Raw genomic sequence first — 23,792 nt, 5'->3', positions numbered from 1 at the left:
GGGTTGCGCGGCGAATTGCAGAAATCGTTCTGTTGCCGGATTGAGATCGGAGTGGTCGGGCCGGCAGCTTCAGGCGGCGAAAACGCGCTTCGGCTTGAACATGCCGGCCTCGACGGCGCCAAGCGCCACAAGGCGTCCGCGGGCGCTTGCCCAGGCTTCGGGCGCTTCCACCGGCGCATCGCGTCCGCGCACGATCACCGGATTGCCGAGCCTGAGACGCGCTGCGGCGTCATCGGTGACGGCAACTTCCGGCAGCCCTTCGAGCGCCGTTGCAATGTCGAGAAGATAGGCGTCGAGCGCTGCAAAGTCGCCAGCCTCGCGGTCGCAGTCTTCCAGCGCTTCCTCAAGGGCTTCCAGCGTGACGAGCTGTTCGTCCACGAACGGATAGACCTCGGTACGGCGCAGTTCGGCGATGTGGCCGTAGCAACCCAGATCGCGCCCCATGTCGCGTGCGAGGCTGCGCACATAGGTGCCCTTGCCGCATTCGACCTCGAAAACCGCCTCATCCGGCGTGAACGAAACCAGGTCTAGCCGGCCGATCTCGATTTCGCGCGCGGCGATTTCCACCGTCTCGCCCTCGCGGGCAAGATCGTAAGCACGCTCGCCGCCGATCTTCACGGCGGAATATTGAGGCGGCGTCTGCATGATGATGCCGGTGTAGTTCGGCAGAAGCGCGCGCACGGCCTCTTCGGTCGGGCGCTCGTCGGATGTCTGGGTGACCGGACCCTCAAGATCGTCGGTGGAGCGCTCCTCGCCCCAGGCAACCTTGAAGCGATAGACCTTCGCGCCGTCCATGACGAAGGGAACGGTCTTGGTCGCATCGCCAAGCGCGATGGGCAGCATGCCGGAAGCCAGCGGATCGAGCGTGCCTGCATGGCCCGCTTTCTCCGCATTGAACAACCACTTGATCTTCGAAACGGCGTTGGTGGACCCCATATTGGCTGTCTTGTCCAGAATCAGCCAGCCATTGATACGACGTCCCTTTCGCTTACCGCGTCGCGCCATCAAAGATCATCCTCATTGCCGTCGTCGTCCCCCAGGTCGCGGGCCACTTCCGGCGACTTCAGAAGGCGATCGATCTTGTTGAAATTCTCGAAACTGTCATCCACCCGGAACCGCAGCTCCGGCATGTATTTCATCTGCCGCAGGGCCGGGGTGATACGGCCGCGAATGTAGCGCGCATGGCGGTTGAGCGCCGCGACGACCACATCCTTGTCGGCAGCGCCCAGCGGCGAAACATAGGCCGTGGCGATCTTGAGGTCCGGCGACATGCGCACCTCGGAAACCGAAATCACCGTATTGGCGAGCGCATCGTCGCTGACATCGCCGCGCTGCAGCGCCTGCGAGATTGCATGACGGACCTGCTCGCCGACGCGGAGCTGGCGTTGTGAGGGAGCGGAAGACGGCATGGAGCACCTTCTTGCGGGGAAAGCCCTATTGTATCCGCATCGCGGATATCGGCAAATTATGAAAGCGGAACGTCAGACGCCGGAATGAGAGATGGGGCATCAAGTGCCCCATCTTCCACGTTCCAAACGTACGCGCACCAGAGCATCGGACCGAAAAGTGAAAACCGGTTTTCGGCAGTTCCGATGCTCCATCAACAATCCGGATCGTCCTTTGTGCGTCCGGATGGACGCACGACGACCTAGAGCGAGCGCGTGACCATCTCGACGCGATAGGCCTCGATGACATCGCCGGGGCGAATGTCTTCGTAGTTCTCGAACGCCATGCCGCATTCCTGACCGGCAGGCACTTCGGAAACCTCGTCCTTGAAGCGCTTGAGCGTCTTCAGCTTGCCTTCGTGGATCACCACGCTGTCGCGGATGAGACGCACGCCGGCGCCACGCTCGACCTTGCCTTCGGTGACACGGCAACCGGCAACCTTGCCGACCTTCGTGACGTTGAAGGTTTCCAGGATCTCGGCGTTGCCGAGGAAGGTCTCGCGACGCTCCGGCGACAGAAGGCCGGACATGGCCGCTTTGATGTCATCCACGAGGTCGTAGATGATGTTGTAGTAGCGGATCTCGATGCCTGCATCCTCGGCTGCGTCGCGCGCCTGCTTGTTGGCGCGAACGTTGAAGCCGATGATCGCGGCGCCCGAGGTCTCGGCCAGCGACACGTCGCTTTCCGTAATCGCGCCGGCACCCGAGTGAACGATGCGTGCGCGAACCTCGTCGGTGCCCAGCTTGTCGAGCGCGCCGGCAATGGCTTCGATGGAGCCCTGCACGTCGCCCTTGACGATGAGCGGGAACTCTTTCAGGCCCGTGTCCTGCAGCTGCGACATCATCTGCTCGAGCGAACCGCGCTGACCCGCCTGGCGGGCAACGGACTTCTCGCGCGCCAGACGCTGGCGGTATTCGGAGATCTCGCGGGCGCGGGCTTCGCTCTCGACAACCGCAATGCGGTCACCGGCCTGCGGCGGGCCCTGAAGACCCAGAACCTCAACCGGCATGGAGGGCGGAGCTTCCTTCACCTGGTCGCCATGATCGTCGATCAGCGCACGCACGCGGCCCCACTCATTGCCGGCAACAATGATGTCACCGGTCTTGAGCGTGCCGGCCTGCACCAGCACGGTGGCGACCGAGCCACGACCGCGGTCGAGCTTGGCTTCGATGACGACGCCTTCGGCGGAGCGATCCGGGTTGGCCTTGAGTTCCAGAACCTCGGACTGCAGCAGAACGGCTTCGAGCAGCTTGTCGAGGTTGGTTCCCTTGACGGCGGAGACCTCGACGTCGAGGACTTCACCACCCATGGATTCCACAAACACCTCGTGCTGCAGCAGCTCGGTGCGGACCTTGTTCGGGTCTGCTTCCGGCTTGTCGACCTTGTTGATGGCAACAATGATCGGAACGCCGGCAGCCTTGGCGTGATTGATGGACTCGATGGTCTGCGGCATCACGCTGTCGTCAGCCGCCACCACGAGGATGGCGATGTCGGTGGCTTCCGCACCACGGGCGCGCATCGCGGTAAAGGCGGCGTGACCGGGCGTATCGATGAAGGTGATCTTCTGACCGTCCTGCTCGACCTGATATGCGCCGATATGCTGGGTGATGCCACCGGCTTCGCCCGAAACGACGTTCGCCTTGCGGATCGCGTCGAGAAGCGAGGTCTTGCCGTGGTCGACGTGGCCCATGATGGTCACGACCGGCGGACGCGACTTCAGGTCCTCGGTCTTGTCCTCAATGTTGAAGAGGCCCTCTTCCACATCGGACTCGGCAACGCGCTTCACGGTGTGGCCAAACTCCTCGGCCACCAGCTCGGCGGTGTCAGCGTCGATCACGTCGCCGGGCTTCAACATCTGGCCCTGCTTCATGAAGAACTTGATCACGTCCACGGCGCGCTCGGCCATACGCTGGGCGAGTTCCTGAATGGTGATCGTCTCGGGAACAACCACCTCGCGGGCGATCTTCTCACGCGGCTCCTGATGCTGGGCGCGCTTGAACTTCTCCTGGCGGCGACGCATCGAGGAGAGCGAACGTCCGCGCGTCTCGCCATCGTCGGAAAGCGCGCGATTGAGCGTGAGCTTGCCACGGCGACGCTGATCGTCGGTGCGCGGCTTTGCAGGCGTGCGCGGAGCTTCAACCTTGGGCGCGGCGCGCTTGATCGGCGTGCCCTTGCTCTTGGAGCGGGCATCGCCATCGTCGCTCGGCGCCGGGGCGGGCGTCGCCTCTGCGGCGGGAGCCGGCGGTGCGCGGCGGCTGGCTTCTTCCTCGGCGCGACGACGCGCTTCGGCTTCGGCCTTGAGACGCTCTTCTTCTTCGGCCTGGCGGCGTGCGGACTCTGCCCGCTCGCGCTCACGGCGCTCTTCTTCTTCTGCCCGGCGCTTGGCGTCCTCGGCAGCGCGCTTGCGCTCCTCGGCCTCACGAACCTTGGAATCCTGAAGGGCGCGACGGCGCGCTTCCAGCTCTTCCTTGGAGAGTTCGTTCAGAACCACGCCGGAACGGTTGCCGCCCTGCGGCGGACGCGGACGCTCACGATGGCGCTGCGGCGCAGGCTTGGGCGCAGCCGGCTTCGGCTTTGCCGCCGCCGGAGTCGGGGCCGGTGCGGGTGTCGGCGCCGGAGCCGCCTCGCCGCGTTCGTCAGGCCGCGAGAACTTTCGCTTCTTCGTCTCGACGACGACAGACTTGGAGCGTCCATGCGAGAAGCTCTGGCGCACGGTGCCCTGCTCAACGGAGGGCCGCTTCAGCGTCAGTGTTTTCTTCTTCTCGACGCTCAGCGTCTTGTCGTCACCGGTTTTCGTATCCGTCATTCCACATCCTCTGCGGTGCCCAGTGCAACCGCTGCCGGTTTGTCCGCGCTTTCGCCTCGAAAAGTCCCGAGCGCATTTACGCGTTTCAGCGCCGCCTTGCCCGCGTCCCGCCCGAACACGGCAGCATGTATCACATTTGTGGCTCCCAATGCCAAACTCATTTCTTCTTCGGAAAAGAGTTTGTAAGCCGGTATCGCTGGTCCGCCCATATGAACCACCGCGCGTCGGGCAGCGGTGATCTTGCGAACCCCGTCATGCGAGCCTTCGCGGGCATGCAACACGCCATAGGCCTTGCCACTGCGCACCGAAGCCTCAACCTTCGCCGCACCCAATGCCACGGCTCCGGCCTTGCGCGCAAGCCCAAGAGAGCCGAGAGCGGCTTTTGAGAGCAATTCATCGACCAGAGCGCCGAGATTATCTGGCGGTCTGACCGAAGTTTTCAAGGCACGGGCGAAAAGGTTCTTCTCCGCTGCCTTGTCGACATGGGCGCGGTCAGCAGTGACCCAGCACCCGCGTCCCGGTAGATTGCGCTTCAGATCGGGAACGACCATGCCGTCCGGGCCCGCGACGAACCGGATCAGGTCCTCCGCAGGTCGCGCCTCGCGCGAGACAATGCATTTGCGGTCGTTCATGTCTTCCACGATATCTCCAGAACATCCTGCTAACGCGCATCGCAGCGCGGCTCCACAGGACCACGATCAAACAGGTTTGCAGAGCGCGCTGCATGTGTCACGGGGACCGTCACGCGCTCTGCAGCCATCATATCAGGCCTCTGCGCCTTCTGCCTTCTCGGGCGCTTCCGCACCCTCGACGGCAGCTTCTTCAGTGCCTTCCACAGCCTCGGCCTCAACCTCAGCAGAGGCTTCTGCCTCTTCCTCAGCCTCGGTCACGAGGTCTTCCTCGGAAATCCAGCCCATCTTCAGACGGGCGGCCACAACCATCTGCTCGGCCTCGGCGCGCGAAACGTCGAACTTGGACAGAACGCCCGGCTCGAATTTGGTCTCGCCGTCCTTGCGCTCTTTCCAGCCAACCAGATCGTCGACGGCGTAGCCTGCGAAGTCCTCGATGGTCTTCACGTCGTCTTCGCCGACGGCAACCATCATCGCGGTGGTGATGCCCGGGATCTCCCGCAGCTCGTCCTCAACGCCCAGCTCCTTGCGCTTGGCGTCGAACTCGGCCTCGATGCGCTCGAGATATTCGCGGGCGCGCATCTGGATCTCTTCGGCTGTTTCCTCGTCGAAGCCATCGATGGAGGCAATCTCGCCGGAGTCCACGTAAGCCACTTCCTCGACGCTGCTGAAGCCTTCGGAAGCGAGCACCTGGCCAACCATCTCGTCGACGTTCAGCGCATCCATGAAGAGCGACGAACGCTCGGTGAATTCCTTCTGGCGGCGGCCCGACTCTTCTTCCTCGGTCAGGATGTCGATGTCCCAGCCGGTGAGCTGCGACGCCAGGCGCACGTTCTGACCGCGGCGGCCAATGGCCAGCGAAAGCTGGTCGTCCGGCACCACAACCTCGATGCGCTCTGCGTCCTCATCCAGCACCACCTTGGCGACTTCGGCCGGCTGCAGTGCGTTGACGATGAAGGAAGCGGCGTTCTCGTTCCACGGAATGATGTCGATCTTCTCGCCCTGAAGCTCGCCGACAACCGCCTGAACGCGGCTACCACGCATACCCACACAGGCGCCGACCGGATCGATCGAGGAATCGTGGCTGATGACCGCGATCTTCGCGCGCGAGCCCGGATCGCGGGCCACCGAACGGATCTCGATGATGCCGTCGTAGATTTCCGGCACTTCCATGGTGAAGAGCTTCGCCATGAACTGCGGATGCGTGCGCGACAGGAAGATCTGCGGGCCGCGCTGCTCGCGCCGCACGTCATAGACATAGGCGCGGACGCGGTCGCCATATTTGAAGATTTCGCGGGGGATCAGCTCGTCGCGACGGATGATCGCTTCGCCACGGCCCAGATCGACGATGACATTGCCATATTCGACGCGCTTGACGGTGCCGTTGACGATCTCGCCGATGCGATCCTTGTACTCGTCATACTGACGGTCGCGCTCGGCCTCGCGCACCTTCTGCACGATCACCTGCTTGGCGGACTGTGCGGCGATGCGGCCGAAATCCATGGGCGGAAGCTGCTCGGCGAGGAAATCGCCGGGCTGTGCGTCCGGATTGCGCGTGCGGGCATCGCGCATGGAAATCTCGCGTGCCGGCTCTTCGACATTCTCGACGACTTCCATCAGGCGCTGCAGCTTCATCTCACCCGTCTGCGGGTTGATGTCGGCGCGGATATTGGTCTCCTGACCATAGCGCGACCGCGCGGCCTTCTGGATGGCATCGGCCATGGCGGCGATGACGATCTGCTTGTCGATGGACTTCTCGCGGGCCACCGCGTCGGCGATCTGGAGAAGCTCCAGCCTGTTCGCACTGACTGCCATATCACTCTCCTTCGGCGTGGGTTCCGGGTTCTTCGTCCCCGGCCGGCTCAGTTGCGTCTTGTTTGGCGGACCGCTGCGCGGCCCTTTCCGATGCGGAAGGGCGGCGATTGCGCTTGCGCTCGCGGCGCTCTTCCTTTTCCTGCTTCAGGGCGTCGCGCACCAGATCGTCCGTCAGGACAAGCCGTGCCTCGGCAATCGCCTCAAAGGGGATACCAAAGAGGACATCCTCGTCCCCATCTTCCTCGACCGTTTCCGGCTCGATCGTCACGGTTTCCTCGTCGTTCTCGACGATGAAGCCGCGGAAGCGCTTGCGCCCGTCGAGCAGGATCGAGGTTTCGATTTTGACCAGATGCCCTTCACCCGCAGCGAAATCTTCCTTGCGCACCAGCGGGCGGTCGATGCCCGGCGAAGAGATCTCAAGCTGATAGGCCGTATCGATGGGATCTTCCACATCAAGCACGGGCGAAAGCGCCCGGCTGACTTCCTCGCAATCCTCGACGGTCATCGTGCCGTCGGGCCGCTCGGCCATGATCTGCAGCGTCGCACCGTCCTGCGCGGTCATACGGACGCGCACCAGACGATAGCCGATTGCCCCAAGAACAGGGATGATGATCGCAGCAACGCGCGCCTCGATTCCGCTTTCGCGGATCAGCCGATCATCGTCGTTCCTGTCTTCTGAAATTGCCGTCATCCAACCTCCGGACGGTCGTATCTAACAAAAAAGAGCGGGACCGGCGGGACCCACTCTCCGTCATATCGACCAAGAATTTGAATTTCATATAGCCGAGACGCTGCTTCTTTTCAAGGCCCGCGCTGCATTTGCCGGCGCGCTGCTGGCAACCCGGCGCGCAATTGTTGCACCGCACAAATGCATGGCAGCCCTGCCGTAACGTCGGTTCCCAAATCTCCGGCTGCGGCCTAACTATGCTGCATCGCACAATTGAAGGAGCAGAGAGATGTCCGCACGCAGCTTCGTGTCTGGAATCGGTGAATTTTTCGGCGTTATTGAAAGCGCGGTCGCCGTGTCGTCCGCAGTCCGCAATCGCCGTCGCGCACCGGATGCCGATTTGCGCCGTCTCGGCATTGATCCCGAGCAGTTTTACGCCACGCGCAACCGTTAAGAACGCGGCCGTTCAGGCCTGTTACCCTGTGCTAGAGCATTTCCGCTTTTCGTTGAAACGCGAGAATGCCCTGACTCATTGTCTTTACGCAATTCCGGACGGAAAACCGGTTCCCACTTTTCCTGGAATTGCTGCCGGTCAGGCGACACCACCTGACGGCACAATGCTCACGGGCCTGAGAATGGCCCCAGCCTAGACCCTGAGAAAAGTGAGATAGGCAGGCGTTCTGCCCTCACGGATGGCTTTCGCCTCGTAACGCGTTCCCGGCCAGCCTTCATAGGGCTCGCGCCAGTCATCCGCACTCTGCGCCGGCCAGGTGAAAGCCGGATGCGCATCGCAGTGCAGCAAGGTCCAGTCGACATAGGTGTCGATATCGGACGCAAACCGGAACCGGCCACCGGGTTTCAGCACGCGTGCGAACCGGTCCAGATTGAGCGGGTTCACGAACCGCCGCTTCCAGTGCTTCTTCTTCGGCCACGGGTCGGGATAAAGCAGATCGATCCCGCTTATGGACGCCTCGGGAAGCCAGTCCAGAAGCTCCGTCGCGTCATCATTGTAAATCCGCAGATTGGACGGTACGCCGCCGGCCTCATCGACCGCCGAGGCCAGCTTGGCCATGCCGTTGACGAAGGGCTCCACACCGATGAAACCGCTCTGCGGATGACGCGCCAGCTCGCTAAGCAGGTGCTCGCCACCGCCGAAACCGATCTCCAGCCGCACATTTTCGACCGAACCGGGAAACAGCGCCCGCACATCGGCAGGCGCCGCCTCACCCAGATCAATCAATGCGCCGTCCAGAAGGGCGGCAAGGGCTGCGTCCTGCCTGGGACGCAGCCGCTTTCCGTGACGACGGCCGAAAAAGGCTTCCGTTGATCGTGTGCGCCGTTCTTCAGCCATGTGTCGTTCCGAAAAATCCAGCAAAAGCCGCCTTAAGCGGCTTTTGCGACTGCCTGCTTGAGAGCCTTCACCAGATCGGTGCGCTCCCAGGAGAACGAACCGTCACGCCCTGCCTTGCGACCGAAATGACCATAGGCTGCGGTCTTGGCGTAGATCGGGCGGTTCAGGTCGAGATGACGGCGAATGCCGCTCGGCGACAGATCCATCACCTCACGGATTGCCACTTCCAGCTCCTCCTCGGAGACGCGGCCTGTGCCATGCAGATCCACATAGACCGACAGGGGCTGGGCAACGCCGATGGCGTAGGAAAGCTGGATGGTGCAACGCTCGGCAAGATTGGCCGCAACGACATTCTTCGCCAGGTAACGCGCGGCGTAAGCTGCGGAACGGTCCACCTTGGTGGTGTCCTTGCCGGAGAACGCGCCGCCGCCATGGGGCGCTGCGCCGCCATAGGTGTCGACGATGATCTTGCGGCCGGTGAGACCTGCATCGCCGTCCGGGCCGCCAATGACGAACTTGCCGGTCGGGTTGATGTACCAGTTGCAGTCAGCCGCGATTCCGATGCCGCCGGAAGAAAGCGCCTCATGAATGTAAGGCTCGACGACTTCACGCACCTTGGCGCTGTTCCAGGAAGGATCGAGATGCTGGGTGGACAGAACGATTTCCGTCACTTCCTTGGGCATGCCATCCACGTAACGGACGGTAACCTGCGCCTTCGCATCCGGGCCAAGCTTGCCGGCATCGCCTTCACCCGCCTTGCGGGCATCGGCCAGAAGCTGAAGGATCTTGTGCGAATAGTAGATCGGCGCCGGCATCAGGTCCGGCGTCTCGCGGCAGGCGTAACCGAACATGATGCCCTGGTCGCCAGCGCCTTCTTCGCCCTGACGGTCGGCGGCATTGTCGACGCCCTGGCCGATGTCGGGAGACTGGCCGTGCAGCAGCACGTCGATCTTCGCGGTCTTCCAGTGAAAACCGTCCTGCTCATAGCCAATGGCGCGGATTGCGCGGCGCGCAGCCGAACGGAAGCGCGACGGGTTGATCAGCGGATTGCCCTGGGAATCCGTGGCGATCTCGCCGGTCTGCTTGTCCCGCTTGAGCAGCGTCTCGGGGACGCGAACCTCACCGGCGATCACGACGCGGTTGGTCGTGGCCAGCGTTTCGCACGCAACACGGACCTTCCACGGATCCATGCCGCACTTCTTGGCTTCCCGATAGACCAGATCGACGATCTCGTCCGAGATGCGATCACACACCTTGTCCGGATGGCCTTCGGAAACGGATTCACTTGTAAAGAGATAGTTCTTGCGCGCCACGGGTATCCCCTCTGAGAAGAAGCCGGTCAATATGCCGGCAACAGGCGCCCCCTGTTAGCCAAGCTCTGCCTCAAACGTCAAGCAAAACGGCGGTCACACGAGTCAAAACGGGAAGTGGACATACGCCCACTCCCCGCACCTGGGTCGTGATCAATCCATCGAACTGTTTGAATGGATGAGATCGAGCCTGGCTCAATCCTGGTTTTCGGTGGCCAGAACCTTGACGAGGTCAATGACCCGCCGGCGGACCTTGGGGTCCGAAATTTTCACGAAAGCACGATTCAGCTGAACGCCTTCGCTGCTGTTGAGGAAGTCTACAACGAAGTCGGCGCTCTCCTCGCCCATGCCCTTCGCGGACTCTGTGTCTTCGCCCGGTGCGCCCTCAAAGAAAAACGACACCGGCGCGCTTAAGACCGAAGCAATGGCCTGAAGCCGGCTCGCACCGACGCGGTTTGTGCCCTTCTCGTATTTCTGAATTTGTTGAAACGTTATGCCCAGACTCTCGCCAAGTTTCTCCTGGCTCATACCAAGCATGTTTCTACGAAGCCTGATCCGACCACCAACATGAATATCGATCGGATTCGGTTTTTTCTTGTTTTTGTTCATCACTTCCCTCGCCGTCCGGCACGGGGTTGCCATTGACCGACGTACCAGCCCGACTCACAGAGCCCCAAGCCTGCGAAAATCGAACTGCGATGTAGTCGGCTTATGCACTATGCGTAGCTGAAAGGGGCGATGTCAATTCGCCCTCAGCCGCCGAACAATACTTGACATCAAAAGCAGGAACCCAAAACCAAACGCGATAAACAGCCAGTTGGTTCCCGGTTTTAAAAATTTAAATTGATTATTTCTATCGAGGGGGACCGCGACATCCATAACACCGACGACATTCAGGTCGAATGCATCGACTATGCGGCCCGTTGAATCCACGACGGCCGAGATGCCTGAATTGGCCGAACGCACCAGTGGAACGCCGTTTTCGATTGCGCGCAGGCGTGCCTGGCGGAAGTGCTGATAGGGCCCCGGCGACACGCCAAACCATGCATCATTGGTCACGTTCAGAAGGACATCCGCCTTTTCTGCAGCGCCATCGACAAGCCACGGGAAAATGATTTCATAGCAAACAAAAGGTAAAGCATTAACATCCGAATTGAGCGAGATCGCGTGCCGGGATCCGCCGGCGGTAAACGGCCCTGCCGACTGCACGAGCTCTTCAATTCCAAGCTTATTCAACAAGTTGGCGAGCGGCACATATTCGCCGAACGGCACCAGATGGACCTTGTCGACCGCATCGAGGATCGAACCGTCCGGCCCGATCGCCACCACTGAATTGTAGTAACGCGTCGCGGCCAGCGTTTCGCCCGGCTCCGAGCGCACCGCCCCCGTGATCAGAATCTGCCCCTCGTCCAGAAGGTCGCCCAGTTCCGCCAGCGCTTCGGGGCGATCGGTGAACAGGAAAGGCACCGCGGTCTCGGGCCAGATGATGACGCTTGGCTTTGGAGCATCGTCGATTGCAGGCTGACGGGACAGGCTAAGCAGCAGATCGAAGATGCGCGCCTGCTCCTCGGCGTCCCATTTCTCGGTCTGCATTATTGACGGCTGGACCATGCGAACGGCGATGGTCTTCTCGGCATCACTGGAAGTAGAAAGACTTATGTATCCATAGACCAAATGTATAGCGACAAGACCAATCGCAATACTCATTCCGACGAAGAGATGACGTCGCGTGCCAAGCAATGCGGGCATGGAAAATACAAGGACTGAAAGGAAATTCATCCCGGCTAATCCGACCAGCTTAGCCGATTGCATCGTCAGCAAAGTCGGCATGGCGGCATAACCAATTGCATGCCACGGAAAGCCCGTCAGGACGACGCTTCTAATCCATTCGATGACGCCGAAAGCAAAGGCGAGAGCAACGAGCCTGAAAATTCCGTCCGACCAGAATGATCGCGCAAGCGCTGCAGCCAATCCGTAAAAGACAGCAAGAACTGCCGGCAGTCCGACGACAGCAAACGGCAAGAGCCAGGCAAAGTTCTCTGCTTCGACCAGCAATGCATTGCCGATCCACCAGAGCCCGAACAGAAAATAGCCGAAGCCGAACCACCAACCGATTTTGAATGCCGGCAGCAGCCGCGCCAGAAGCCCCCGACCGTCGCCAACCGCGCCATCGAGAAGCCAGACAAGAATCGGGAAAGAAACAAAGCAGGCGGCGAAAAAATCAAACGGCGGCTGCGCAAATGCAGCCAGCCCGCCGGCCAAAAGTGCGACAAAATAGCGCCGCCATCCGCTAAGCAAAATCAGCCGTCCGGCGACGCTTTCCATCAAACCACCCGCGCAACACGAATCATACGTAGCTGAAGTATCTACAGATTGCCGAGGTTTGAAACCGTTTCGGCAAACTGTTTCGTGTGCATAAGGGCCTGTTTCAGGGGGTAAACGCGGTGGTCAGGAGGCCTGATCCACCCCGTTTTCGGGCGCGCGCGTGGCACGCCGACGCCGCTCAGCCGCCCGATTGTGTACAATACGGACACGTTTGACGCGGCGCGGATCGGCATCGAGCACCTGGAATTCAAAGCCCGGGATGGCCTGCACGACTTCGCCACGCGCGGGCACGCGGCCCAGCGTATTGAAGATCACGCCGCCAATCGTGTCCACGTCCTCGGAGTGCTCCTCGGCGTGGAACTCGTCGCCGATCACCTCCGCGACGTCCTCGATCTCCGCCTTGGCGTCCACGACAAACGCATCCTCGCCGATCTGCTCGATCAGCGGGGCGTCGTCATCGTGCTCGTCCTCGATATCGCCGACAACCATTTCGACAATGTCTTCCAGCGATACGAGACCGTCGGTGCCGCCATACTCATCGATGACGAGCGCCATCTGCGTGCGGGAGGCCTGCATGCGCGCCATCAGGTCGGACGCCAGCATGGACGGCGGGACGAACAGGATCGAGCGCAGAAGGCTGAGATCGCCGATCGTGCGATCCAGATCCACCTTTGCGAGGTCAAAAGCCACCGGTTCCGGGGTTTTGCGGCTGCGGCTTCTCTTCGCACGCGCGGTCTTGGTGATGTGGCTGACCACATCACGAATGTGCACCATGCCGCGCGGATCATCCAGCGTCTCGCCATAGACCGGCATGCGGGAATGTCCGGACTTCTCAAACGCGTTGAGCAGTTCGCCAAGCGTGGTGCCGAGTTCGATGGCTTCGATATCGGCGCGCGGCACCATCACATCCTCGACGCGTAGTTCGCGCAGCCTCAGGATGTTCTTGAGCATCGCCCGTTCGCCGGGCGAGAAGGCAGCAGTGTCGTGGGTCTGCTCGTCGAGCGCGTCTGCAAGGTCTTCGCGGATCGAAGATCCGTTTCGAATGCCAAGTGCAGCCATCATTCTCTCCCAGAGGGACAGGCGGCTTCCGGAGCTTCGCGGGGGAGGTCTACTAGACCCCTCTTCCCCCTCCTCGGGGGATCTCGTCTCGCCTCCAGGCGCGTCGCCTGTTGCGATCATCGTGTTTTCTGTCATGGCCGTTTGTTCAATTGAGACCTTCAGTTAGGCATAGGGATCATCAATGGCAAGGGTCTGCAACGCTTTGCGTTCCAGATCTTCCATCTCTTCCGCCTCTTCATCGGTCTCATGATCATATCCCATGATATGCAAAAAACCGTGAATGATGAGGTGGGTGAGGTGATGATCGAACGTTTTCGCCTCTTCCGCAGCTTCTCGCGCAACGGTTTCATGGGCGATGATGATGTCGCCGAGAGGCGGCAGTTCCGGTCCCGGATTGATCATGTCGGGGGCCGGAAACGAAAGCACATTGGTCGGCTTGTCCTTGCCGCGCCATTCACGATTGAGAACGCGGATCTCGGCGTCGCCCGTAAACAGCAGGCTCACCGCGCCACTCTCGTCGGGCTGAAGCGCGATTGTCGCGGCCGCAGCCCCGATGGCGCGCTCGGCCAGCGCCTGAAGCGCGGCCTCAGGCGCCCAGTCACCGGCTTCAACGGTGATTTCAATGTCGATTGCCGGGATCTCACCGGCAGGGGAAACTTCAGTCATCGGCTTGTGCGGATCAGTCCCGCGTCTTCTTGTCGTAGGCCCGGACAATGGCTGCCACCAGCGGATGGCGCACCACATCCTTCTCTCCGAAGCGAACCGTAACGATGCCAGGCACGTCGCCCAGAACCTCAAGTGCTTCGACCAGGCCCGACTTGGTGTTGGGCGGCAGGTCGATCTGGCTCGGATCGCCGGTCACGATCATGCGCGCATTCTCGCCAAGCCGCGTCAGGAACATTTTCATCTGCATCGGCGTGGTGTTCTGCGCCTCATCGAGGATGACCACCGAATTGGCCAGCGTGCGGCCGCGCATGAAGGCGAGCGGCGCGATCTCGATCACGTCGGCTGCCAGCGCGCGTTCCACCTTTTCCGCCGGGATCATGTCGTAAAGCGCGTCATAGAGCGGGCGCAGATAGGGATCGACCTTCTCGCGCATGTCGCCGGGCAGGAAGCCCAGCCGCTCACCCGCCTCAACCGCCGGGCGCGAGAGGATGATGCGATCCACAACGCCGCGCTCCAGAAGCATGGCGGCATAGGCGACGGCAAGGAAGGTCTTGCCCGTGCCGGCCGGCCCGATGCCGAACACCAGCTCCGAACGCTCCAGAGCGCGCATATAGGCGTCCTGATTGGCCGAGCGGGCGTACACGGTGCGCTTGCGCGTGGAAATCTGCGCCGCGGCGAGCTTTCCCTTTGCCTCCATCGTCGGAAGGGTCAGTTGCTCATCGGCGGCAATGGCGAGGCGCACGGCCCCGTCCACGTCGGATGGAGCAAGCTCCGTGCCCTTCTGGAGAAGATCATAGAGATAGTCGAGCGCACGGCGCGCCTGCGCCGTTGCAACGCTGTCTCCCTTCACCGAGAGCTCATTGCCCTTGGAGCGAATGTCGACGCCAAGCCGCTGCTCGATCTGGGCCAGATTCTCGTCGAAAGGCCCGTAAAGGGCGCTGGCCAGCTTGTTGTCATCGAAGGTCAGCACGATGTGCGCCATGTCCGACGCCCCGGAGGGCTGGTTCTTCAACTCAGTGCTGGCGGTCAAGCGCCCCTCCTTTACAACACCGGTTCGGCAAACAGGCTGTTCGGTCCCGCTTCCGTGATTCTAACAGAAACAATGTCGCCGATTTCGCCGGCCTTTTCATCAACAATCACAGGCTGGAGCCATGGCGAACGCCCGACGCGCTGACCGGGCTGACGGCCGGGCTTCTCCAGAAGCACGTCCATCTCACGACCGATCAGGCTTTTGGCAAAACCGCGCTGCTGCTCGATGAGCAGCGCCTGAAGCGCCTGAAGCCGCTCGTCCTTGACCGCCTCCGGCACCTGATCGCCAAGATCCGCACCCGGCGTTCCCGGCCGCGGCGAATATTTGAACGAAAAGGCCTGCGCATAGGTCACGTCGCGCACGAGCTGCATCGTGTCCTCGAAATCCTGATCCGTCTCGCCGGGGAAGCCGACGATGAAATCGCCCGACATGGCGATATCGGGACGCGCCGCACGAATGCGGTCGATCAGGCGGCGGTAATCGTCGCCCGTGTGCTTGCGGTTCATGGCCTTGAGGATGCGGTCGGAGCCCGACTGAACCGGCAAATGCAGATAGGGCATCAGCTTGGGCAGATCGCGATGGGCCGCGATCAGCGCATCATCCATGTCGCGCGGATGGCTTGTCGTGTAGCGAAGCCGGTCAAGACCGGGGATTTCCGCCAGCCGGAACAGAAGCTCGCCGAGCCCCCATTCGCGGCCATCCGCGCCCTCGCCATGCCAGGCGTTGACGTTCTGGCCAAGCAGCGTGACTTCGCGCACGCCGCCCTCGGCAAGGCGCTCCGCCTCGGCAACGATCTGCGCCACCGGGCGCGACACTTCCGAACCGCGCGTATAGGGCACGACGCAGAAGGTGCAGAACTTGTCGCAGCCTTCCTGCACGGTCAGAAACGCCGTCACGCCACGATTGCGCACCACGCGCTTCTGCGGCTGCGGCAGATGCTCGAACTTGTCTTCGATGGCGTATTCGGTCTCGACGATCTTCTCGCCGCCGAGCGCGCGTTTCACCACCTTGGGCAGGCGATGATAGGTCTGCGGCCCGATCACCAGATCGACGGCGGGCGCACGGCGCAGGATTTCCTGCCCCTCGGCCTGCGCAACGCAACCGGCAACGCCGATCACTGTTTCGCGGCCGGCCTGGCTGCGCTCTTCCTTGAGCACGCGCAGACGACCAAGCTCCGAATACACCTTTTCCGCCGCTTTTTCGCGGATATGGCAGGTGTTGAGGAGAACGAGGTCCGCCTCTTCGATCTGGTCCGTTGGCGCATAGCCATCCGCCGCCAGCGCATCCGACATGCGCTGCGAATCGTAGACATTCATCTGGCAGCCGTAGGTTTTTACGAAAACCTTCTTGTCGGCGGGGCGCATTTCGGATGCGTTGCCAGTGTTTTCGGTGCCGCCAATTTCCGGCGCGATATTCTCTTCCATGCCGGTTTCCTAACGTTTTTGCGTGTCAAAAAACAGACGATTCTTCGCTGTGTGATGAATCCGTCAAATTTCGGTGCCGCGTAAGCCTGCCGTAAGCATGGCGCGCACCTGCGCCTCGGCTTCCCGCGTGACGGTCTTGCGGTCGCCTTTTGCCAGAAACGGGATCGGATCGCCATAGCGCACAGCGATATCGATAGGCCGTGACTGCCAGAGCGTGATCAGATTGGGCAGAAGGTCGGTGTCGCCGATCCACGAAATGGCCGCGCGCTCGCGCCGGTCGAGCCGGAGCCCGCCCTTGCTCACATAGATGAGCGCCACCGGCTGCAGCGTGACGCTGTCGGCCCTGTCGCTGGCAAGCGCCAGCTGTGCCGCGCCAAACAGCGTGCTCTTGAAGGGCAGCACCCGGTTTCCGTCGCCGGTCGTGCCCTCGGCAAAAAGCACCATCGGATCGCCATCGGCCAGCCGTTCGGCGATCTCGCGCGCCTGTTCCGGCGAGGAGCGACGGCGCTCACGCTCGACAAAAACGGAGCGCTGCTGCCTGGCGAACGTGCCGAGGATCGGCCATGTGCGCATTTCCGACTTGGCAATGAAGTGCACGCCATCGAGCGAACCAAGCACCAGAATGTCGAGCCATGACACATGGTTGGCGACGATCATCAACGGCCGGTCTTTCGCCGGGCTGCCTTCCATGCGCACCCGAACGCCAAGCATGCGCAGGGTGAGCCGGTGCCACAGGCGCGGCACGATGCGGTCGCTGAGGAGCGGTGTGCGCAGCGCGATTTCCTGCACCACCATGAGCGGAAGCGTGTAGAACGCGATCACCAGGATCGCGATGACGAAACGAAACGTGCTGAACATCAGCCCTTGATCAGCCCCTCTCTGCGGCCCAATGCGGCCCCCTTGCGAGGGATGGACGCTTACAGCATTTCTCCGCCGGGGGGAAACACCGCGCTGGCAGAAACCGTCTAAAGATCACGGCGCATCACCAGCGCGCTGGTGCGCTTGCCGCTCGCATCGCGGTAATAGTCCGGTCGGCCGCCCACCTGCAGGAAACCGAGCCGGCGGTAAAGCGCGATTGCCGCCGTGTTGGTTTCGTCCACTTCGAGGAAGAGCGCCGACACACGGTCGCCATGCAGCCGGAACAGAACCGCATCCATCAGTTGCCGGCCAAGGCCCTGGCGTCTGTGACTGCGCGTCACGAGAATGGTTAGGATCTCGCCTTCATCCGCCGCCTGACGCGCAAGCACGAAGCCGGCCATCTGCCCGGGCTTTCGCCCCACTTCCACGACCGCAAAGCCGAACACGCCCTCCTGCGTGAGGAGAGATTCAAACTCGGCATCGCTCCACGGGCGGGCGTAGCCCTCCGCATGCATGTCAGCCAGAACCAGACTGTCGGCCACTTCCAGCGGCCGCACGACGAACTCACGCCGTCTTGGAAAAAGCGCCATCAGCCTTCCTTTCGCGGCAGGGCGAAATTCTGCTGGGGAGCCGCTTCCGGCGCGCGCAGGTAAAGTGGCCTGGGCGGCTCGCTGCCCGGCCCCTTGGCCGCCGCCAGTCGGGCAAAGGTGGCAATGTCAGCCGTTGCTCCGGCAGAATGAACATCAAGAGCGGATGGCGCAGCCTCGGCGACCAGCGCCGCTGCAGCGCCATAGACGACGGCGTTTTCGCGCAGCGCCCATTCGGCAAGCGCCTCCACCGGCAGGCTTTCCGGCGCCAAAACGGCGCGGCCTTCGCTGTCGTAACCGGCGGCAAACAAATTCTGCACCCGCTGCCCCAGCGCCACCAGAACGGGACGGCCGGGAATGGCTGCATGCGCCTCGGCTCCAAGCGCCTCCAGCGTGGAAACGCCGATGGCCGGAACCTTGAGCGCCAGCGCCAACCCGCGCGCTGCCGAAACGCCCACGCGCACACCGGTGAACGAGCCCGGCCCGACCGAAACGGCCACCGCCCCAAGCGCGTCATAGCCAAGGCCCGCGCTCGCAAGCGTCTGCTCGATCACGGACATGACATGTTCGGCATGCCCCTTGCCCAGATCCAGCACATGCCGGCCGAGTTCGCGGTCCTTATCGGTGTCATAAACGCAGGCGGCGCAGAGCGCCGCCGCAGTGTCGATTGCAAGAATGTTCATCGAGACGTCAGCCCGGCGTCCTTTTCGTTTCAAACCGCCGGCGAATCCGATGCGCCATCAGCGGGTCAGGAAGCCCTATTTGCCCTGTCCGCCGCCTTGAGTTCAAGACGGCGCGCATGCAGAACCGGCTCGGTGTAGCCATTGGGCTGCTCCCGTCCCTTGAACACAAGGTCGCAGGCCGCCTGGAAAGCGATGGAACCATCGAAATCCGAAGCCATCGGGCGATAGAGTGGATCGCCTTCATTCTGCCGGTCAACGACAGCCGCCATGCGCTTCATCGTTTCCATCACCTGCGCTTCGCTGGCGACACCATGGTGTAACCAGTTTGCCATGTGCTGTGCGGAAATCCGCAGCGTTGCGCGGTCTTCCATCAGGCCCACATCGTTGATGTCCGGCACCTTGGAACAGCCGACGCCCTGATCGATCCAGCGCACCACATAGCCCAGAATGCCCTGCGCGTTGTTGTCGAGCTCCTTCTGGATTTCCTCCGGCGTCCAGTTGGGCCGCGTGGCGACCGGCACCGAAAGGATATCGGAAAGCGCTGCGCGCTTGCGGTTCTTCAATTCAGCCTGCACCGCATGCACATCAACCGTGTGGTAATGCATGGCGTGGAGCGTGGCTGCCGTTGGCGACGGCACCCAGGCGGTGTTCGCACCGGCCTTCGGATGGCCGATCTTCTGCACCAGCATTTCCGCCATCAGATCCGGCATGGCCCACATGCCCTTGCCGATCTGTGCGTGTCCGGAAAGGCCGCATTCCAGACCGATATCGACATTCCAGTTCTCATAGGCCGCGATCCAGGCGGCCTGTTTCATGTCGCCCTTGCGGATCATCGGGCCGGCTTCCATGGAGGTGTGGATCTCGTCGCCGGTGCGGTCGAGGAAGCCGGTGTTGATGAAGACCACCCGCTCGCGCGCGGCGCGGATGCACTCCTTCAGATTGATCGTGGTGCGGCGCTCCTCATCCATGATGCCCATTTTCATGGTGTTCGGCGCCATGCCGAGCGCTTCCTCGGCGCGACCGAACAGTTCCACCGCGAAGGCCACTTCTTCAGGGCCGTGCATCTTCGGCTTCACCACATACATGGAGCCCGCGCGGCTGTTCATGCGGCGACCGTCTGCGCCGACATCGTGCAGCGCGATGGCTGCGGTGAACAGCGCGTCCATGATGCCTTCCGGCACTTCATTGCCATCGGCGTCCAGGATGGCCGGGTTGGTCATCAGGTGACCGACATTGCGCACCAGCATCAGCGAACGGCCGGGCAGCGTGAGCGTGCCGCCATCGGGCGCGGTGTATTCGCGGTCGGGGTTCAGGCGGCGGGTGAAGGTCTTGTCGCCCTTCGTCACCTGTTCTTCGAGGTCGCCTTTCATCAGGCCGAGCCAGTTGCGGTAGACGACAATTTTGTCTTCCGCGTCCACGGCGGCGACGGAATCCTCGCAATCCTGGATCGTGGTCAGCGCCGATTCCAGCACCACATCGGCAATGCCCGCCGCATCGGTCTTGCCGATCGGGTGCGTGCGGTCGATCACGACTTCCGCATGCATGCCATTGGTGGCGAGCAGAACGGCGGTCGGCTGATCGGCTTCGCCGCGATAACCGGTGAACTTCGCGGCGTCCTTCAGGCGCGCTTCACCACCCGCGGTTTTCGCCACGAGCTGACCGTCGACAACCGAAAGCCCGGTGACGTCCGTCCAGGAAGCACCGTCGAGCGGCGCGCTGCCATCAAGGAAGGCGCGCGCCCAGGCGATGACCTTTTCGCCGCGCTTCGGATTGTAGCCCTTGCCCTTTTCCGCGCCGTCATCGTCGGAGATGGCGTCCGTGCCGTAAAGCGCATCGTAGAGCGAGCCCCAGCGTGCATTGGCCGCGTTGAGCGCATAGCGCGCATTCATCACCGGAACGACGAGCTGCGGCCCGGCGACGGTGGCGATTTCCGGATCGACATTCTCCGTGGAGACCGAGAAGGCCTCGCCTTCCGGCAGCAGATAACCGATCTCGCGCAGGAACGCCTGATAGGCTTCCTGATCGGCGGGCGCGCCGTTTTCCCTGTACCAGGCGTCGATCTTTTCCTGCAGCGCGTCGCGCTTGGCCAGCAGCGCGCGGTTCTTCGGGGCGAGATCGTTCACGATCTCCGCCAGCGCTTTCCAGAACCTGTCGGGCTCGATGCCCGTGCCGGGCAGTGCCTCTTTTACGGCGAAATCACGCAGCTCTTCCGCAACCTTCAACCCATGAAGCTCAACGCGATTTTCCATTTGGCAGACACTCCTCTTCCCGATGTCAGAAATGATGCACTGCTTTCACCACGCCAGCGTCACGCGGTCAATTCGCCGGATGGCGAAGAAGTTTCAACGTGAAGCAAGGTTGAGCCACTCTTTTGCCGAACGACCGATCCGCCCGACACCGGAGGCGAGCATTCCGCACAGGCCAAAAATGCTCTACTGTTAGCCATGGCGTTCGTGGATATCCTGATCGAGATTGCGAACTGGGTGCGGACCGAGCTCATCAATCTCGCCAACCCCTGGACCTTCTACCAGCTCGCAATCATTGCGATCCTGTTCATTGTCGCGAAGCTCTCTTCGCAGGGACTGGAGAACCGGCTGGAGGCCCGCGCCCGGCGCATCAAGGGGCATCAGGGGCTTCTGCGCGTGATCATCGCGCTGATGCGGCGCACGGACTGGATTCTCTTCGTCATACTGCTTTTCATCGTGCTGACCGTGCTGCGCGCCAGCACCTGGCCAAGCCGCACCGTTCTGATCTCGCTGACGCTGTCGCTGTCGCTTGCCTGGCTGTTCACCTCGGTCGTCTCGCGCATCATCCGCAACCGCCTGCTTGCCCGGACCATCGGCTGGATCGCCTGGACCTACGCGGCCATCGTCATTCTGGGCGTCAATGACGAGGCTGCCGCCTTTCTCGACACGCTGGCCCTGCCGCTCGGCAAGACGCGACTGAGCGCGCTGGTGCTATTGAAGGCGGCAGTGCTTCTCACCGCCACCGTCTGGCTCGCCATCGTCATCGGCAATTACTTTGATGAGCGCGTCCAGCGCTCCGACGAACTCACGCCGTCGATCCGCGTCCTGCTCGGCAAGCTGGTCAAGATCGGGCTGGTGATCGCCGCCGGCGGCATCGCCCTTTCCTCCGTCGGCGTGGACCTGACGGCGCTCACCGTGTTTTCCGGCGCCATTGGCGTGGGCCTCGGCTTCGGCCTGCAAAAGGTCGTCTCCAATTTCATTTCGGGCATCATCATCCTGCTCGACAAGTCCATCAAACCGGGCGACACGATCACGCTCGGCGACACATTCGGCTGGATCCGCGAACTGAGGGCGCGTTTCGTCTCCGTCATCACCCGCGACGGGCGCGAATATCTGATCCCCAATGAGGACTTCATCACGCAGCAGGTCATCAACTGGTCGTTCAGCGACGAGATGGTGCGCCTCGACGTGCCCTTCGGCGTATCCTACGAAGCCGATCCGCATCAGGTTTCCGCGCTTGCCATCGAAGCGGCAATCAGCGTGGGGCGCGTGGATGCCGACCGCCGGCCCGTCTGCTGGCTCACCGGTTTTGGCGATTCCTCACTCGACTTCGTTCTGCGGTTCTGGATCCGCGACCCGCAGCAGGGCCTGACCAATGTGCGCGGCAAGGTGCTGCTCGCGCTGTGGGACACGCTGAAGGAAAACGGCATCGAGATCCCCTATCCGCACCGCGAGGTGATCATGAAGCAGCCTCCGACCGGTCCTGCGAGACCCGCCACCGGGGACTGAGCCTGAAAAGCAAAACGCCGGCGCGGGGCCGGCGTTTCGATGTTCATCCGTGATGCAAAGGGCGCGAAGATTACTCTCCGGCTTCCTTCTTCTTCGCTGCATCGTCCATCAGCTCGTACCACATCGCGTTCAGCACGGCGAAAGCCGCAGCGAGGGGAAGTCCGAGCAACCATGCGAAATACCACATGTCCTGATCTCCTTGTCTTTGTCGCGCGGCCCGCTCAGTAAGCGTGGCCCTTGCCTTCGCGAATTTCCTCTTCGTCGACCTTGCCCCACAGCACCTTGTAGACCCAGCTCGTATAGGCAACGATCAGCGGCACGAAGATGCCCGTCACCACCAGCATGATGAACAGGGTGAGGTGGCTGGACGAAGCGTCCCACACCGTCAGGCTCGCACCCGGTGCGATGGAGGACGGCAGGATGAAGGGAAACATCGACACACCAACGGTGGAGATGATGCCCAGCACCGACAGCGCACTGGAAAGAAGCGTCGTCACCTCGCGCCGTGCGCGGAACAGGATCAGGGCGAGCGTTGCGCCGAGAAAGCCGAACGCGGGCGCGGCCATCATCCATGGATGCGCGGCATAATTGGCAAACCATGCGCCGCCTGCCTGCTCCACCGTTTTGGCGAGCGGGTTGGACGGACCGTCCGTGACGATGGCGCTGGTGATGCGGTATCCGTCGATGCCGGCCCACAGCCACAGCCCGCCGAGCGCGAACAGCACGATGGTCGCGACCGCAGCGATGCTGCCGAAGGCGCGGGCGCGATCGGCAATCGGACCAGACGTCTTGACCATCAGCCAGGACGCGCCATGCATGACCAGCATCGAAACCGACAGAAGGCCGCAAAGAAGCGCAAACGGGTTGAGCAGCTCGATGAGCGTCGTGCCCTCATAGAAAATGCGCAGATCGTTTTCGAGCCGGAACGGCACGCCCTGCAGGACATTGCCCACGGCCACACCGAAGATCAGCGACGGCACGAAGCCACCGATGAACAGCGCCCAGTCCCAGGTCGCCCGCCAGGTCGGGTTTTCGCGCTTGGACCGGTACTTGAAGGCGACCGGACGCAGGATGAGCGCGAACAGGATGGCGAACATGGCGAGATAGAAGCCCGAGAAGGACACCGCATAGAGCGGCGGCCAGGCGGCGAAGATCGCGCCGCCACCCAGGATCAGCCAGACCTGGTTGCCTTCCCAGACCGGGCCGACCGCGTTGATGACGACACGGCGCTCCGTGTCCGTCTTGGCCACGAAGGGCAGGAGCGCCCCCGTTCCCAGATCGAAACCGTCAGTGACGGCGAAGCCGATCAGCAGCACGCCAAGCAGCAGCCACCAGATCACGCGCAGGGTTTCATAGTCGATAAGCGTGTGAAGGATCATGA

At 62.2% G+C, this 23,792-nt stretch carries 22 protein-coding genes; 2 read left to right on the top strand and 20 right to left on the bottom strand.

The features are described 5' to 3' along the window. Nucleotides 1-69: 69 nt before the first annotated feature. The 6 genes from truB to rimP all read right to left on the bottom strand — a co-directional run bounded on the left by truB (nucleotide 70) and on the right by rimP (nucleotide 7,387). Nucleotides 70-1,005, bottom strand: a complete 936-nt coding sequence (gene truB / locus ACRTG1_RS04145; RefSeq protein WP_113153825.1) for a tRNA pseudouridine(55) synthase TruB — start codon at nucleotides 1,003-1,005, stop codon at nucleotides 70-72. Beyond that, entirely contained in the window at nucleotides 1,005-1,409 is a 405-nt protein-coding gene (gene rbfA, locus ACRTG1_RS04140; RefSeq protein WP_113153824.1) for a 30S ribosome-binding factor RbfA, read from the bottom strand. Before rbfA ends, truB begins: the two co-directional genes overlap by 1 nt. Nucleotides 1,410-1,648: 239 nt before the next feature. Continuing rightward, entirely contained in the window at nucleotides 1,649-4,252 is a 2,604-nt protein-coding gene (gene infB / locus ACRTG1_RS04135; protein WP_113153823.1) for a translation initiation factor IF-2, read from the bottom strand. Continuing rightward, nucleotides 4,249-4,884: an RNA-binding protein gene (locus tag ACRTG1_RS04130; RefSeq protein WP_113153822.1), complete on the bottom strand. Its 636-nt coding sequence runs from the start codon at nucleotides 4,882-4,884 to the stop codon at nucleotides 4,249-4,251. Before ACRTG1_RS04130 ends, infB begins: the two co-directional genes overlap by 4 nt. Nucleotides 4,885-5,016: 132 nt before the next feature. Then, entirely contained in the window at nucleotides 5,017-6,696 is a 1,680-nt protein-coding gene (nusA, locus tag ACRTG1_RS04125; protein WP_432515787.1) for a transcription termination factor NusA, read from the bottom strand. Between the two features lies 1 nt (nucleotide 6,697). Continuing rightward, a complete protein-coding gene (gene rimP, locus ACRTG1_RS04120; RefSeq protein ID WP_113153820.1) occupies nucleotides 6,698-7,387 on the bottom strand; it encodes a ribosome maturation factor RimP in 690 nt (229 codons plus the stop codon). A gap of 265 nt (nucleotides 7,388-7,652) precedes the next feature. On the opposite strand from rimP, the gene ACRTG1_RS04115 reads away from it, so the two are divergent. Further along, nucleotides 7,653-7,817, top strand: a complete 165-nt coding sequence (locus ACRTG1_RS04115; RefSeq protein ID WP_204360859.1) for a hypothetical protein — start codon at nucleotides 7,653-7,655, stop codon at nucleotides 7,815-7,817. 192 nt (nucleotides 7,818-8,009) lie between these two features. Here the strand turns inward: ACRTG1_RS04115 and trmB are convergent, their stop codons facing one another. The 12 genes from trmB to ACRTG1_RS04055 all read right to left on the bottom strand — a co-directional run bounded on the left by trmB (nucleotide 8,010) and on the right by ACRTG1_RS04055 (nucleotide 20,905). Then, a complete protein-coding gene (gene trmB, locus ACRTG1_RS04110; RefSeq protein WP_206544363.1) occupies nucleotides 8,010-8,714 on the bottom strand; it encodes a tRNA (guanine(46)-N(7))-methyltransferase TrmB in 705 nt (234 codons plus the stop codon). Between the two features lie 32 nt (nucleotides 8,715-8,746). Further along, complete coding sequence (metK, locus tag ACRTG1_RS04105) at nucleotides 8,747-10,027, bottom strand: methionine adenosyltransferase (RefSeq protein WP_113153819.1); 1,281 nt, start codon at nucleotides 10,025-10,027, stop codon at nucleotides 8,747-8,749. 192 nt (nucleotides 10,028-10,219) lie between these two features. Continuing rightward, nucleotides 10,220-10,633, bottom strand: a complete 414-nt coding sequence (locus tag ACRTG1_RS04100; protein ID WP_113156121.1) for a helix-turn-helix domain-containing protein — start codon at nucleotides 10,631-10,633, stop codon at nucleotides 10,220-10,222. Between the two features lie 132 nt (nucleotides 10,634-10,765). Beyond that, entirely contained in the window at nucleotides 10,766-12,349 is a 1,584-nt protein-coding gene (lnt, locus tag ACRTG1_RS04095) for an apolipoprotein N-acyltransferase (protein WP_206544361.1), read from the bottom strand. 123 nt (nucleotides 12,350-12,472) lie between these two features. Next, entirely contained in the window at nucleotides 12,473-13,408 is a 936-nt protein-coding gene (locus ACRTG1_RS04090; RefSeq protein ID WP_206544776.1) for a hemolysin family protein, read from the bottom strand. Nucleotides 13,409-13,570: 162 nt separating this feature from the next. Next, complete coding sequence (gene ybeY, locus ACRTG1_RS04085; RefSeq protein WP_206544360.1) at nucleotides 13,571-14,074, bottom strand: rRNA maturation RNase YbeY; 504 nt, start codon at nucleotides 14,072-14,074, stop codon at nucleotides 13,571-13,573. A 13-nt stretch (nucleotides 14,075-14,087) separates the two neighbouring features. Beyond that, complete coding sequence (locus ACRTG1_RS04080; RefSeq protein WP_113153816.1) at nucleotides 14,088-15,056, bottom strand: PhoH family protein; 969 nt, start codon at nucleotides 15,054-15,056, stop codon at nucleotides 14,088-14,090. A 59-nt stretch (nucleotides 15,057-15,115) separates the two neighbouring features. After that, on the bottom strand, nucleotides 15,116-16,468 hold the full coding sequence (gene miaB / locus ACRTG1_RS04075) for a tRNA (N6-isopentenyl adenosine(37)-C2)-methylthiotransferase MiaB (protein ID WP_283800388.1): 1,353 nt from the start codon (nucleotides 16,466-16,468) through the stop codon (nucleotides 15,116-15,118). A gap of 123 nt (nucleotides 16,469-16,591) precedes the next feature. After that, complete coding sequence (locus ACRTG1_RS04070; protein ID WP_432515786.1) at nucleotides 16,592-17,386, bottom strand: lysophospholipid acyltransferase family protein; 795 nt, start codon at nucleotides 17,384-17,386, stop codon at nucleotides 16,592-16,594. A 107-nt stretch (nucleotides 17,387-17,493) separates the two neighbouring features. Next, nucleotides 17,494-17,976: a GNAT family N-acetyltransferase gene (locus tag ACRTG1_RS04065; protein ID WP_206544358.1), complete on the bottom strand. Its 483-nt coding sequence runs from the start codon at nucleotides 17,974-17,976 to the stop codon at nucleotides 17,494-17,496. Next, nucleotides 17,976-18,656, bottom strand: a complete 681-nt coding sequence (gene tsaB, locus ACRTG1_RS04060) for a tRNA (adenosine(37)-N6)-threonylcarbamoyltransferase complex dimerization subunit type 1 TsaB (protein ID WP_432515785.1) — start codon at nucleotides 18,654-18,656, stop codon at nucleotides 17,976-17,978. Before tsaB ends, ACRTG1_RS04065 begins: the two co-directional genes overlap by 1 nt. 65 nt (nucleotides 18,657-18,721) lie before the next feature. Next, entirely contained in the window at nucleotides 18,722-20,905 is a 2,184-nt protein-coding gene (locus tag ACRTG1_RS04055; RefSeq protein WP_432515784.1) for a malate synthase G, read from the bottom strand. A 195-nt stretch (nucleotides 20,906-21,100) separates the two neighbouring features. Between ACRTG1_RS04055 and ACRTG1_RS04050 the strand changes: the two genes are divergently transcribed. After that, the gene (locus tag ACRTG1_RS04050) at nucleotides 21,101-22,411 is read left to right on the top strand and encodes a mechanosensitive ion channel family protein (protein ID WP_432515783.1); all 1,311 of its coding nucleotides are present in this window, start codon (nucleotides 21,101-21,103) and stop codon (nucleotides 22,409-22,411) included. A 70-nt stretch (nucleotides 22,412-22,481) separates the two neighbouring features. On the opposite strand, the gene cydX is transcribed toward ACRTG1_RS04050, so the two are convergent. Continuing rightward, nucleotides 22,482-22,598: a cytochrome bd-I oxidase subunit CydX gene (gene cydX, locus ACRTG1_RS04045; protein WP_113153809.1), complete on the bottom strand. Its 117-nt coding sequence runs from the start codon at nucleotides 22,596-22,598 to the stop codon at nucleotides 22,482-22,484. Between the two features lie 34 nt (nucleotides 22,599-22,632). Then, entirely contained in the window at nucleotides 22,633-23,790 is a 1,158-nt protein-coding gene (cydB, locus tag ACRTG1_RS04040; RefSeq protein WP_432515781.1) for a cytochrome d ubiquinol oxidase subunit II, read from the bottom strand. Between the last annotated feature and the right edge of the window lie 2 nt (nucleotides 23,791-23,792).

Source organism: Nitratireductor sp. PBL-C9 (genome assembly GCF_050877045.1).
GTDB classification, from domain to species: Bacteria; Pseudomonadota; Alphaproteobacteria; order Rhizobiales; family Rhizobiaceae; genus Nitratireductor; species Nitratireductor aquimarinus.
Note: the sequence above shows the minus strand (reverse complement) of the source record. Positions and strands in the feature narration are given on the sequence as shown.